We start from the raw sequence: 13,962 nt of genomic DNA on the forward strand, positions 1-13,962 counted from the left end.
GTGTGGGGTTACCCATGTGAGAGTAAGTCATCGCCAGCTCATTATTCCTAAACACCCCCGACCATAAGGCCGGGGGTGTTTTTTTTATGCGAAAAATTAAGTATTTAAACAATTATTAGTCGCGAAAGACTAGAAATTTAAAATCCAATTTGTATGTTTTTTGGTAAATCTGTGTTATAAAAAATAAAACGGCATAAAAATTGCTTATAAAACGGGATTTTCTATTAAGGGGGGTAACAATGAGATTATCAGTGGGTATAAAAATTGCGAACTCGCTGTCATTAACTCCACAATTACAGCAGGCAATTCGGCTATTACAACTTTCAAGTCTGGAATTGGAGCAAGAAGTTCAATTGCAACTTGATAGTAATCCTCTATTAGAAAAAGTTGAAGAGCAAATTACCCTTGAAAGCTTATCTACAATTGAATCAAATAATGAAAATCACGATCTAACCAATGAACTTAATGCCGATCATCTGCCTGATGACTTACCTGTAGATACCGATTGGGATGATGTCTATACCCATCAACCTACAAGTCTGGGGGCAGCCGAGTTCGAAGAGCGTGAAGATAATCGTCAAGGGCATCAGAGCCTGCAAGAATATATGCTAGAACAAATTAATCTGCTGAATTTTTCACAGGTTGATAAATTAATCGCTTATTGCATAGTCGATTCTTTGGACGACAAAGGTTTTTTAGATGCTGAGTTGAGTGAAATTACTGCATCAGTACAACATTTACTCTCTTCTATGGGGTCTGAAGAAGAAATTGAAGATGATGAGGTTGCCGTTGTATTAAAGCATATCCAGCGTTTGGATCCGGTAGGTGTAGGTTCTAGAAGCTTGGCAGAATGCCTATTGGTTCAACTTGATAATTTACCTGCGTCAACCCCTTGCCGAAATGATGCGATCAAACTTCTGCAACATTATGAATTGTTGATTACCAATGAGCTTCCTAAGCTGATCAAACAGACTGGCTTAAATCCAGAACAGTTGCGCTGTGCCGTAGATTTGCTAAAAACATTAAAACCGCATCCTGGTCTGGAATTTGAAAACAAGGAATCGGATTATCAGGTGCCAGATGTCGTGGTGATGAAAAAGAATAACTGCTGGCAAGTCAATTTAAACTCGGATGTGCTGCCAAAGTTACGCGTCAATTCTTTTTATGCCAAAATGATTCGTCGTGCAGATCAAAGCGATGATAATCAGTACCTGCGTAATCAGATGCTGGAAGCGAAGAACTTTATCAAAAGTATCGATGAACGACATAAAACCTTATTGAAAGTCGCGACTTGTATTGTGGAACATCAAAAAATGTTCTTGGAAATTGGGGCAGAAGGCATGAAACCTTTGGTTTTAAGAGATATTGCCGAAGAAGTCGAATTGCATGAATCTACAGTTTCTCGTGTAACCACCAATAAATATATGCTGACCCCACGTGGATTGTTCGAGTTGAAATATTTCTTCTCGAGTCATGTCGGGACTACTTCAGGTGGTGAAGCATCTTCTACTGCTATTCGTGCCAAAATCAAAAAACTGATTTCCGAAGAAAATGCCCGTAAGCCTCTGTCTGATAATGCAATTGCCAATATGTTAAAAGATGAAGGCATTGATGTGGCACGACGTACGGTGGCGAAATATCGTGAATCGTTACATATTCCTTCATCTTCTGAGCGAAAAGTCTTGATCTAAAATTTGAAATCTGGCTATTCTAGAGATTCATTATGACAACATAATGAATCTTTTTTCTTTTGAGGATCAGTAAGATTGATTTGATTCAGGACTTAAAATACGGATATTTTATTTATAAGTTACTGTATTTAAATTATTTTATATTGAGACTCTTCTAATCCTAACGAAGGTGAGGGATAGAACTATGCAAATAACAATTCGTGGACATCATTTATCGATTACGCCAGCTATTGAAGAAAGTATAAAAACCAAGTTTTCACAGATGACGAAGCACCTAGATCAGGTGAATAGTATGCAAGTGAAACTCTCGAAAGATCATCAAATTGATAAACGCTCTAGAAAGGGCAGTAGTAATCATATCGCAGAGGCTATTATCCGATTACCGGGCATTGAATTTTTTGCTCACGCCACCGCAGATGATATGTATACCTCAATTAAAATATTGACCGAAAAATTGAAACGGCAGATTGATCGATACCGGGAAATGCATTTACAGCAGCATCCTTTAGCTCTATAAAGGACAAATGATGAAAAAGAGGTTTTAAAAGCCTCTTTTTTTTATATATATAATGTATGGATCCATGAATTATTTTTGCTATTTATAGTAAAATGGCTCGTTTTACACCCTTAGTCCTATAAGAGGTCTTGTGATGAATAATGAACAGCTCGCTGAAATTTTAGAAGCCGCTTTTCCAGAGGCGGATGTTGCTGTGAGTGGTCAGGGCGGAAAATTTGATCTCCGTATTGTGGATGATCAATTTGAAGGTAAGCGTCCAGTTGCACGCCAACAAGCTGTTTATGCTCCTCTCAATGCCCATATTGCCAGTGGTGCAGTTCACGCAGTAACGATTCGCGCGATGACAAAAGAAGAATGGCGCAAAGCAAGCTTATTTGGAGCTTAATCATTTAATGGATAAATTTTTAATTCAGGGCGGTATCAAGCTCGAAGGTGAAGTGCGCATTTCTGGTGCAAAGAATGCAGCACTTCCATTATTGGCAGCAATGATTCTTGCTGATACCCCGATTACGCTCAGAAATGTTCCTAATCTAAAAGATGTCAATACGTTGGTGAAGCTGATTGCTGGTCTTGGGATCACCATGACTTATGAAGGCGATACGGTTGTTGCTGATACTTCTACATTAGATAACCAGTTCGCACCGTATGAGCTCGTAAAAACTATGCGTGCTTCTATTTTGGTGCTTGGTCCATTATTGGCGCGCTATGGCAGTGCAAAAGTGTCTTTACCAGGCGGTTGTGCGATTGGTTCCCGTCCTGTCGATCAGCATTTGAAAGCTTTAGAAGCTTTAGGCGCCGAGATTGAAGTCGAAGCCGGTTATGTACATGCCAAAGTCGATGGTCGCCTGAAAGGTGGCGAAGTTGTCTTTGATATGGTGACTGTGGGTGGGACAGAAAATATTCTGATGGCTGCCGTGTTGGCCGATGGTGTGACCACGATTCGCAATGCAGCACGTGAACCTGAGATCACTGATCTTGCGCAAATGCTGATCAAGATGGGTGCCAAGATTGAAGGTCTAGATACCGATACTTTAATTGTGACCGGTGTCGAACGTCTGCATGGCTGTGAATATGCGGTTGTTGCTGACCGGATTGAAACCGGTTCATATCTGGCAGCAGCAGCGATCACTGGCGGTCGTATCAAAACCACGCATACTGATCCGTCCCTGATGGAAGCGGTGCTGGACAAGTTTGAAGAAATGGGCGCAGAAGTGACCCGTGGTGACGACTGGATTGAACTGGATATGCTGGGTAAACGTCCGAAAGCTGTCAGCTTCCAAACCTTACCACATCCAGAATTTCCAACCGATATGCAAGCCCAGATTATGGCTGTGAATGCCATTGCTCAAGGCTTTGCGACAATTTCTGAAACGATTTTTGAAAACCGTTTCATGCATGTTCCTGAATTGGCACGTATGGGTGCCAATATTCAGGTAGAAGGTAATGATGCTGTGGTAACGGGTGTAGAAAAACTTTCTGCCGCACCCGTAATGGCAACAGATTTACGTGCTTCGTTCTCTTTGGTGCTGGCAGCACTTGCCGCTGAAGGTGAAACGCTGATTGACCGCATTTATCATATTGACCGCGGTTATGAAGATGTAGAAGCAAAGTTACAAAGTTTAGGTGCCCAAATTAAGCGAGTAAATTAATGAGCGATATGAGAAACGATGATCCAAACTTTGACGTAATGGGCAATTTTGATCATGGTTTAACTTTGGCATTAAGTAAGGGGCGTATCTTAAAAGAGACTTTACCTTTGCTAGAAACAGCAGGGATTAATCTTTTAGAAGATCCTGATAAATCTCGTAAATTGATTTTCCCGACCACGCATAAACAGGTTCGTATTCTAATTTTACGTGCTTCAGATGTACCGACTTATGTTGAAAATGGTGCAGCCGATATTGGCGTGGCCGGTAAAGATGTATTGATGGAACATGGTGCACAAAATGTCTATGAACCATTGGACCTGAAAATTGCGGTATGTAAATTGATGACCGCCGGTAAGGTGGGGATGCAACGTCCTAAAGGTCGCTTAAAAATTGCGACCAAGTACGTGAATTTGACCCGTCAATACTATGCCAGCTTGGGTGAGCAGGTTGATGTGATCAAGCTGTATGGCTCCATGGAACTTGCACCACTGGTCGGTCTGGGCGATTACATTGTTGACGTCGTAGATACAGGTAATACCTTGCGTGCCAATGGTCTGGAGCCACTTGAAGAAATTTGCAAAGTGTCTTCGCGTTTAATCGTGAATAAAGCCAGCTTCAAGCGTAAGCAAGCGTTGTTAAATCCGATTCTGGCACAGCTTGAAAAAGCCGTAGAAGAACGTGAAAAGGCCAAACAGGCTTAAATTTTTTGCATAAAAAACCGTCCTTTTAGGGCGGTTTTTTTTATTCGATTGAACATAAATACGATGTAAATTCTTTCATCAATTTTACCAAAAGCTATTTCCAATAAAACTCATAGGGCTAGAGCACTATAGCTGCCGACAAAAGTCTGGAAAACAGGTAAACTAAAGCCTTCGAATTCAAACCTGATGGGTAAATTGATGCGACGTTTATCGACCCAAGATCAAAACTTCAAGCAAGCATTTGCTGACTTGTTGGCTTTTGAAACTGTTAATGATCCTGAACTTTTAAAAACTGTAGATCAAATTATTGCTGATGTTCGTCAGCATGGTGATGCTCAAGTTCTTAAACTCACTCAACAGTTCGATCGACATCCGGCGCATCAATTTTCAGATTTAGAGTTAAGCCAAGAGCAACTGCAAGCTGCCTTCGAGGGTTTGACGACTGAAGTGCGCGAAGCTTTAGAGCTTGCTGCAGCACGCGTGCGCGAGTTTCACCAGGCACAAAAACAGGACGGCTGGACCTATGTCGATGCCTTGGGCAATACGCTCGGTCAGAAAGTGACTCCACTGGATCGTGTGGGGATTTATGTACCGGGTGGTCTGGCGTCTTATCCATCTTCAGTATTGATGAATGCGGTGCCTGCACATGTGGCGGGTGTTCCTGAAATTATTATGGTGGTACCTGCGCCGAATGGTGATTTAAACCCATTGGTACTGGCGGCTGCATATCTGGCAGGCGTAACGCGTGTCTTTACCATTGGTGGCGCGCAAGCGGTTGCGGCATTGGCTTATGGTACAGAAACTGTCCCAGCAGTAGATAAAATTACTGGCCCGGGCAACCGTTTTGTTGCTGCAGCGAAACGTGCAGTGTTTGGTCAGGTCGGCATCGACATGATTGCAGGGCCTTCTGAAATTTTGGTATATGCCGAAGGCCAAAATAATGCTGAATGGCTGGCCATGGATTTACTTTCGCAAGCTGAGCATGACACTGTGGCACAGGCTATTTTCATCACACCAGATGAACAGTTGCTGAATGATGTTGAGCAGGCGATTGAAATGCATCTAGCAACATTACCGAAGGCAGAAATTGCCCGTACCTCGATTGCCAATCGTGGTGCTTTGGTCTTGGTGAAAGACCGTCAAGAAGCGTCAGATTTGATTAATCAGGTGGCGCCTGAGCATTTGATGTTGTGTTTAGATGATGCAGAAGCAATGTCTGATAGCATTCGTCATGCAGGTGCGATCTTTATGGGGCGTTATACGCCTGAAGCCATTGGTGATTACTGTGCCGGGCCAAACCATGTCTTGCCAACTTCAGGTACTGCGCGTTTTTCATCGCCACTTGGTGTCTATGATTTCCAGAAGCGCTCAAGCCTGATCATGTGCTCACAAGAAGGTGTAAAAACTTTAGCAAAAACCGCGGATATCTTGGCGCAACAAGAAAACCTGGATGCGCATGCGCGTTCAGCACGTTATCGTTATCAATCATAAATAGCATTACCACCTCTCCCTGACCCTCTCCTAAAAGGAGAGGAGAATTTAAACCACAAAAATCTTGTGTCTTTAGTAATGAAAATTCCTCTCTTGCGCCATATATGGCTCAGGGAGAGGTTAGGAGAGGGTTTAAAGAGAATACAAAATGAATATCACAACAGAACAAATGCGTTTTTGGAGTCCTGAAGTACGTGAATTAGAACCGTATATCCCAGGCGAACAACCAAAAATCCAGAATATTTTAAAACTTAATACCAATGAAAATCCGTATCCACCATCACCCAAAGTGGTAGAAGCAGTTCAAAAGGTACTTGCGAATTCGGCGGATGTTTTGCGTCTGTATCCTGACCCGGATGCATCAGAGTTGAAACAGGCGATCGCTAAACAGCAAAATGTACCTGTAGACACTGTCTTTGTCGGCAATGGCTCAGATGAGATTTTGGCACATATCTTTAAAGCATTTTTTGTTCAAGAACGGCCTGTACTTTATCCAGATATTACCTATAGTTTCTATCCGGTTTATAGTCAGTTTTTCGGCGTCAAAACCAAAATCTTGCCACTGAATGATGACTTTGAAATTGTTGTGGATGACTATAAACAAGCTAATGGCGGCATTATTATTACTAATCCTAATGCGCCGACCAGTATTGATCTAGGTTTGGCTGCGATTGAAGAAATTCTGCAAGCCAATCCGGATTCAGTGGTGGTGATTGATGAAGCCTATGTGGATTTTGGTGCTGAATCAGCAGTTAAGCTGGTTGAGAAATATGAGAATTTAGTCGTATGTCAAACCACATCGAAGTCACGTTCTCTTGCGGGTTTGCGTGTTGGTTTTGCGATTGCTCAGTCCCATTTAATTGCAGCACTGGAAGCAGTCAAAAATAGCTTTAACTCTTATCCGATGGACCGTTTTGCGATTGCTGCAGCGGTCGCTTCATTTGAAGATCAAGCCTACTTTGAAGCACAAAATGCAAAAGTGATTGCTAGCCGTGAAAAGTTGGTGTCTCAATTAAATGAGCTTGGTTTTAAAGTTTTACCATCGAGTGCCAACTTTATTTTTGCCTCATTGCCATCTACGGATGCAGGCGAGCTTGCAAGGGAGTTGCGTGAACGTGGCATTATCGTGCGTTATTTTAACAAGCCACGTATTAACCAGTTCTTGCGAATTACTATTGGTACAGATGAGCAAAATCAGCGTTTAGTCGATACCTTGAAAAACGATATTTTAGCTTAATCTCCCCAAACTCCTCTTTATAAAAGAAGGGTCTTCTTAGTTTTACTGAATTAGAGGATTCCCTCCTTTGGTAAATGAGGATTAGGCTGGATTCAAAATAAAAAAGCGAATCAAATGATTCGCTTTTTTATTTATTCAGGCTGATACCATGTATTTAATAGATCCAGCATCGCTGAAACTTTATCAAAACATTCCTGATATTCTGCATCACAATCTGAAGAAATAGTAATTCCACCGCCCGCCCATAAAGAAACATCTTCTTGATATTTTTGGAGGGAACGAATCAGAATGTTCCAGGAGCCCGTACCATCAAAATTAAAATAACCCATTGAGCCACAATAAGCTCCACGTGCTGCACCTTCCAATTCAGCAATAATCTGCATGGCACGAATTTTAGGTGCCCCCGTAATTGAGCCACCTGGTAGGGCTGACATTAGCACCTCGAAAGGATTCACATCCGCTTTTAAGGTCGCTTCAACTTCGCTCACCATATGATGTACTTGATTAAAACTTTCGATATTAAATAATTTGGGTGTTTTAACCGAACCTGTTTCCGCATACACACTTAAATCATTACGTAATAAATCCACAATCATGACATTTTCGGCCTGATCTTTTTCCGATGTTTTTAAGTTGTGTTTAGATTGTTCATCTAGCACAGGATCGCTATAGCGTGGCATGGTGCCTTTAATTGGTTTGGTGATAATTTTTCGATTTTTTTCGAAGTCAATAAATAACTCGGGTGAGCAGCTGAGTAATTCAAAATCACCAATACGTAAATAACCCGCGTAGGGCGCTTCGGTTAATGTCCAGAATGCTTGGGCAGTCGCTAAGAGGGAGCCTTGGGCACGACCTTTAAACTCTTGGGTTAGATTAATCTGATAGCAGTCACCTGCAACAATATAGTCCTGAATTTTCTGAAAAGCCTGAGTATAGACAGATTTGGCCCAGCGTGAGGTACAAGGATTTTTTAAATGAAATGTCGGGTGAATTTTATCTTGATTAAGTAAGTTCTGAATATGATTGAAAATCTGTTCTGCCTGTGGATCATCACTATAGAACATCCAGCCATCAGGGATTGGTTTAATGTAGGAAGGAAATTGACCAATAAATAAACCAGGTTGAGGACGATCTGGATACTGAATATATTGTTGAGCCGCATAATCGTAGCCAATAAAACCGACATAGCCTCCATGAAATCCATTCTTTTGAGGATTTTTTAATGCATCAATCACTAAATTAAACTCAGATGGGCTGGGTTGATACTGTTCAATCCCTGTTCTTTTAAAAGACTGAATTTGTGATGTCTGCGCCACAAAATATTCTTGAGCGCAGCAGGCAATAAAAGGCTGACCATTATTATTTAAATACACCAGATGATCCAATGTCTTCAATGCGGATAATAGATCTGCAACTAGATGTGATTCAAACTTTAAGGGACGATGATAGAGAGCTTCGGTCATTCAGTTATAGAGAGTTCAATATGACTCACTATTTTATATCAAGAAGTCAGGAAAATATTTTTAAATCATGAAATACCGTTTATCGGTAAGCGACAGATTGCGACCAACAACAGTTGATCAAAAACTGACTCGACGCTAATTTAAGTGGGCTAGCAAATTACTCAAGGAAAGATGCTTAAGCTGTCAGAAAATAAAAAATACAGCCTAAACACTGAGTAATTCACAACCAAAAAAAATAGTACTCTTGGGAGAGTAAACAATGAAAAAATTTACAAAATTAGTTTTAGCGACTTCAGTTGCATTTAGTGCCAATGCGATGGCGATGCAAGCAATGGATGATGCATCTCTAAGCGAAACAACGGGTCAAGACGGTATTAGTATTGGTATCGGTATTTCAAAAATTGAAATTGAAAAACTATTTATTCATGACAATGATGGTTTGAATGGTACAATTAGCAATGCTGGTGCAATTGTAATTAAAGGTAATGGCGAGGGGGTTACTGCGGCCCACGGTGTTGTGATTGGTGCTAACTATGCTGATAATGGGGCGCATTTACTTACAACTAAAAACCTTGCAGATCTACAAATTGATTCTGATGCGGGCGATGTAAATAATGGAGGAGCTTTCTTAAATATTGCAGCGCAAGTGTCAGGTTTAAAGGTTAATATTGGTGAGATTGGTGTTACAGCCTCAGGAACACAGGATTTAACGAAATCGCTTCGCCGTGGTGGTAATGACAATAATTATAATGCGATTTTAAGTGGTTTAGAGATTGTCACAGGTAAAATGGATGCGAACATTCAAGTAGGTGCTGCTCCTCAAGGTGCAATGATCAAATTAAATACGACTATGACAGGTGGTTTGGAAATTAAGAACTTGGGTCTGCTAGATAACTCTACTAAAGGTAAGGCAGCTGGTTTTGCTATGACTAGTGCAACTTCATCAGAAGATATTTTAACTTCAGAGGCAGGCGAGATCTTTATAGAAAGTATTAAAGTTGCTGATGCTAACGATAATGATTTAACAATTAATTCTGATATTCAAATATTTAATGATGCTGTAGGGGCTCTTACAGGAGAACAAAGAGCGGCTCATTTACGTATCGTAAGCAATGATACAGGAACAAAGGATCAATATATTAAAGGCATCCATCTTGGTAGCCGTAATGCTGGCTCAATTGGAGATATGGAAGTCCAAGGTTTGCAAACTTATTGGTCTCCTTCAGCAGGAACGTATACAAAAGGGGCTGTTATCACAATTTCTGGACGTTAAGTTTCTTTTAAAAAAGCGCGTGTTTACACGCGCTTTTTTTATGACTGGATCATTCATCCAAAAAATAAAAAAAATACTGTATTTTTTTGAAAAAGCAGGTATCTTTCTAGTTACAAGGAAGTAGAGTGAATGCTCTATAAAAAGAAAAATAGGCGCATCATGCCCATTATAAGAAAAGTTAATAATTATGTTAGAGATCGCGTTAGGCTCGGCATTGATGTATTACGCTGCCAAAGAAGCTCTGGATATCAAAAAACAGCCAAATGGTGCTGTTCACTATACTGAAGTTCTTGATTCAAGAAATGACTCTTTTGTACGTATGCACCGTGAAGCTGTAGAAGTAAAACCGGCACTTCTGGATCAGTTTCAGGGCATTGTACGTCAGGCTTATGATTATAGTTGTGGTTCGGCAGCGCTTACGACCCTGCTCAATGGTTATGTCGGTACGCAGCTGGATGAGCAGCAAGTCATGAGTGGGCTGATGAAATTCGGTGAAACGGATAAAATTGTTGAACGCCGTAGTTTTTCTCTGCTTGATATGAAGCGCTTTGTGTCAGCCTTAGGGTTGGAAAGTGGAGGCTATCGAGGGGAGTTCAAAGATTTAGTTAATCAAGATCAGCCCGCCATTGTTCCGATTTCCTATGCAGGATTTAAGCATTTTGTAGTTTATAAAGGTTATAAAAATGGCCGGGTTTATGTTGCAGATCCAGCACTTGGTAATATCAGTTTTGAGGAACGGCGTTTTCAGGATATTTGGGAAAATAACACTTTGTTCCTGATTAATGTACCTGAACAATATCGCAAAAAATTTCTAGCATTAAAAGAATCAGATATGCGTCATGTAGAAGATGCTACGATCAATCGCTATGCCTTGGTTGACATGCAGTATCCACAATTTTATATGGACAAAATTGCTGATAAAGCTTCTACGATCCGTATGGACCGTAATCGTAATACAGAGTCAGAAAAATTTGGGGAATATCAACATAACTTCCTGAGACTGTATTACAAGAATAAATAAAATGAAAAACAGTAATAAAAATTAAAATGGTGAAATGGATATGAACAGTAAATGGATGAACAAGACGTTCTTGGCACTGAGCATTCAAATGGTAATGGGCGTTGCATTTGCTGCAGAAGAACCAGCACTAGGTGAATACGAAACGGTTGATGAGGAAGTTGTCGTTGAAACTGCTGCATCTGTACCGGCTCAAACCGGGCAGGTCGAAACGCAGACTGCAGAAGAATCAGAACTAGGTGAATATGAAGCAGTTGAAGAGGCGGTCGTTGAAACAGCATCACCTGTAGAGACTCAGGCTGGCCAAGTCGTAGATGCATCTCAAGCTTTACAGCAACAAGAAGGGGATGCTACTCAGGCAGCTAATCTGGAAGAAGTATTTACGTCAAATGAACGTCAATACTCCCTGATTAAACAAGGCGAAATTTCATCATATTACGATATTGATTATACCTATTATCGAGACACTCAACTCGATATAGAAATGGCTCAGGGCCAATTGTATCAACTACGTGTTCAAGAAAATGCAACACATAGTATGACTAATACTTTCACTTTCCAATATGGCGTGAAAGATAACCTGACCTTGACTGCATCCTTACCTTTAGTGGCCAAAACTGACTTGTTAAAAGATACGTCTACTGCAGGTTTAGGCGATATTAGTTTGGGTGCTCGCTGGGAACCCTTTCCACTAAAAGCGGGTCGTCTGCCTCTGATTTTATTTGGTAATTTATCAACAAAAACCGGTGAAAGCCCTTATGAAATTAATGCTGCAACAGATCTGGCAGCAGGAAAGGGCTATTACTCTGCTGGTGTGGGTGCCAGTACGCGTAAATACATTGACCCCGTCGTATTGTTTGCATCCGTCTCTGCAAATTACGGTTTTAAAGAATCGGGCCTGAATCAGCGTCGTGGTAGACGGGGGATTGAGGAGTTCGAACCGGGGATTAGTGGAGGCTTTGCCTTTGGTTTTGCATATTCATTTAACTATGACGTTTCGATGACCATGTCCTATCAGCAAAGCTTTAACACCGGTGCTGAATTTAAATATGACACGGGTGAAAGCTATTCTGCTGCGGATCAGACCAGTTCTACCTTTGCAATTTCCTTAGGTGTACGAGTCTCTCCAGAAACCATTGTTAATGGTACCGTTGGCTTAGGGCTGACCGAAGATGCACCGGATGTTTCGTTGGGATTATCATTCCCACTTGATATTTTAGGTTTTGGTAAAAAAATTAGTTAATAGGGGTGTCGTATGAAAAACATTCGACTTAGCCCGTTATTGACAGGAATTATTCTTGCGGGCTGTTCAAGTTATACCTTTGCACAATTGGGAACCAACCTTTCAGTTGATTTACGTGCACTATCCATGGGGAATGCCGTCACCGCAGATCCTCCAGGGGTCAATGCCATCCACTTTAACCCGGCTGCACTGACTAAAATTGATGGTCTGCAAACCGAACAGCAAATCATTGTGGCTAATTTTGATATCCAGCGTGAGTTTTCAGTACCGGCCGGATATAACGTATTTGGCTATTCTGATGATCCTATTGTCTGTAATGACGGTCCTGAAGTTTCATCTGATTTGTGTACCGATTTTAAAGGCCCAGTCAAAGGCGATGTGGAATATGTCAGCCTTTATGTCCCTTTTTTGAAAAAAATGGTGGATTTAGGGGAAGGCCTTCCTTTGACTGCACCGACCATGGGGATTGCATACAACCCACCTGGATCTAAAGCCACGTATGCGACTGCTGTTTATGCTCCTCTCATGGCAGGTTTTGGTCATGAAGATGGTAACCCGGCAAACTTTATGGGGCAGCAGGTTGCTTTAGAGCGGATTACCTATCTGTCACCATCCATCGGTTATGAGGTTAATGACCAGCTGTCGATTGGTGCTTCTATCGGGATGTCTTATCAAGCCATTGGGATGAAAACGGACTTGCGTTTCCCGAATGAGTTGATCGGAATGTTGCGTATGATCGACGAAGTTGTGTGTACGCCGTTTAAAGAAAATTCCGACATTATTACAGATATTCTTTTGCTCGGGATCTGTAATGCGGATGAGGGGATGAATCCATTTGGCAAGTTTGGTCAAATGCAACTGGAGCTTGAGCAAAACTTAAGCCCAAGTTATAACCTGGGAATATTGTGGGAACCGCGCGAAGATTTTAGTTTTGGTATGGTCTACCAAAGTTCTGCGAAAATGCGCTTAAAAGGTAAATATCATATTGATAATGCCAAAGCCCCTCAGGAAATGATCAAAGGTTTGATGACCTCGCCAACCGGTCAGATTCTGGCGGCTATTCTTGGCTTTCCAAATTATATACCATCAAGTGAATCAGGTCTGGTGTCGATGGATTTTGAATATCCGGCGCATTTTCAGGCAGGTATCAAATATAAAGTGATGCCAGATTTGCAAGTCAATTTTGATATTGGCTGGACAGATTACAAGGTCTGGGACGAATTTAAATTCGAATTTGACCGTACCATTTCAGCCCTAAAAATTGCCAAAATTTTGTCTGCTAATGTCACTGATTCTTCACTGGCTTTACCTATGGGATTTGAATCGCCGTGGAACTTTGGTATTGGTATTGAATATGCCGCTACAGACCGCTTGAAGCTTCGGGCAGGTTATGAACCGCGTACCAGTGCTATTCCAAAAAATAAGCGTAATACCATGGTGCCGATCAATGGTGCACAGCTCTTTGGTTTAGGTGTAGGTTACCGTTTCGATGCAGACACTGATCTGGATCTCTCGATTGGTTTCTTGCGTAGCAAAGATCAGATTCCAGCAAATACCAGTAGTTTAGCCAACCAGACAGGGGTAAATAACCTGTTATTAAACCCATATGCAGGTTTAAACGTAAAAACAGATACCAAAATTACAATTTTAGGTTTGAATTATCGCACGCGTTGGTAAGG

General features: G+C 41.3%; 12 protein-coding genes. 11 read left to right on the plus strand and 1 reads right to left on the minus strand.

All coding sequences use genetic code 11. From position 1 onward, the window contains the following. The first annotated feature begins 239 nt into the window (after positions 1–239). The 7 genes from NI455_RS08835 to hisC all read left to right on the plus strand — a co-directional run bounded on the left by NI455_RS08835 (position 240) and on the right by hisC (position 7,286). A complete protein-coding gene (locus NI455_RS08835; protein WP_253113676.1) occupies positions 240–1,691 on the plus strand; it encodes an RNA polymerase factor sigma-54 in 1,452 nt (483 codons plus the stop codon). Between the two features lie 184 nt (positions 1,692–1,875). Then, positions 1,876–2,208: a ribosome hibernation-promoting factor, HPF/YfiA family gene (gene hpf / locus NI455_RS08840; RefSeq protein WP_004730744.1), complete on the plus strand. Its 333-nt coding sequence runs from the start codon at positions 1,876–1,878 to the stop codon at positions 2,206–2,208. Between the two features lie 133 nt (positions 2,209–2,341). Then, positions 2,342–2,593 (plus strand): BolA family iron metabolism protein IbaG, encoded by a 252-nt coding sequence (ibaG, locus tag NI455_RS08845; protein ID WP_004730742.1) that lies wholly within the window; start codon positions 2,342–2,344, stop codon positions 2,591–2,593. 7 nt (positions 2,594–2,600) lie between these two features. Then, a complete protein-coding gene (gene murA, locus NI455_RS08850; RefSeq protein WP_004279150.1) occupies positions 2,601–3,857 on the plus strand; it encodes a UDP-N-acetylglucosamine 1-carboxyvinyltransferase in 1,257 nt (418 codons plus the stop codon). Continuing rightward, entirely contained in the window at positions 3,857–4,558 is a 702-nt protein-coding gene (gene hisG, locus NI455_RS08855; protein ID WP_004646025.1) for an ATP phosphoribosyltransferase, read from the plus strand. Before murA ends, hisG begins: the two co-directional genes overlap by 1 nt. Positions 4,559–4,744: 186 nt before the next feature. Next, positions 4,745–6,049, plus strand: a complete 1,305-nt coding sequence (gene hisD, locus NI455_RS08860) for a histidinol dehydrogenase (RefSeq protein ID WP_253113678.1) — start codon at positions 4,745–4,747, stop codon at positions 6,047–6,049. A 148-nt stretch (positions 6,050–6,197) separates the two neighbouring features. Then, positions 6,198–7,286 carry a histidinol-phosphate transaminase gene (gene hisC / locus NI455_RS08865; RefSeq protein WP_253113680.1) on the plus strand — a complete coding sequence of 363 codons (1,089 nt, stop codon included), beginning with the start codon at positions 6,198–6,200 and terminating at the stop codon, positions 7,284–7,286. A gap of 131 nt (positions 7,287–7,417) precedes the next feature. Here hisC and NI455_RS08870 read toward each other — a convergent pair whose 3' ends face one another. Continuing rightward, a complete protein-coding gene (locus NI455_RS08870; protein ID WP_253113682.1) occupies positions 7,418–8,749 on the minus strand; it encodes an anthranilate synthase component I family protein in 1,332 nt (443 codons plus the stop codon). A 259-nt stretch (positions 8,750–9,008) separates the two neighbouring features. On the opposite strand from NI455_RS08870, the gene filA reads away from it, so the two are divergent. From filA to filD, 4 genes are all read left to right on the plus strand, one after another. After that, positions 9,009–10,022: a putative pilus system protein FilA gene (gene filA, locus NI455_RS08875; RefSeq protein ID WP_253113684.1), complete on the plus strand. Its 1,014-nt coding sequence runs from the start codon at positions 9,009–9,011 to the stop codon at positions 10,020–10,022. 187 nt (positions 10,023–10,209) lie between these two features. Beyond that, positions 10,210–11,043: a putative pilus system C39 family peptidase FilB gene (gene filB, locus NI455_RS08880; protein WP_168730685.1), complete on the plus strand. Its 834-nt coding sequence runs from the start codon at positions 10,210–10,212 to the stop codon at positions 11,041–11,043. Between the two features lie 34 nt (positions 11,044–11,077). Beyond that, a complete protein-coding gene (filC, locus tag NI455_RS08885) occupies positions 11,078–12,283 on the plus strand; it encodes a putative pilus system protein FilC (protein ID WP_253113686.1) in 1,206 nt (401 codons plus the stop codon). A gap of 12 nt (positions 12,284–12,295) precedes the next feature. Continuing rightward, positions 12,296–13,960: a putative pilus system OmpP1/FadL family transporter FilD gene (gene filD, locus NI455_RS08890; RefSeq protein ID WP_253113690.1), complete on the plus strand. Its 1,665-nt coding sequence runs from the start codon at positions 12,296–12,298 to the stop codon at positions 13,958–13,960. Positions 13,961–13,962: the final 2 nt, after the last annotated feature.

The organism is Acinetobacter lwoffii (assembly GCF_024129435.1).
Classification (GTDB): domain Bacteria; phylum Pseudomonadota; class Gammaproteobacteria; order Pseudomonadales; family Moraxellaceae; genus Acinetobacter; species Acinetobacter lwoffii_F.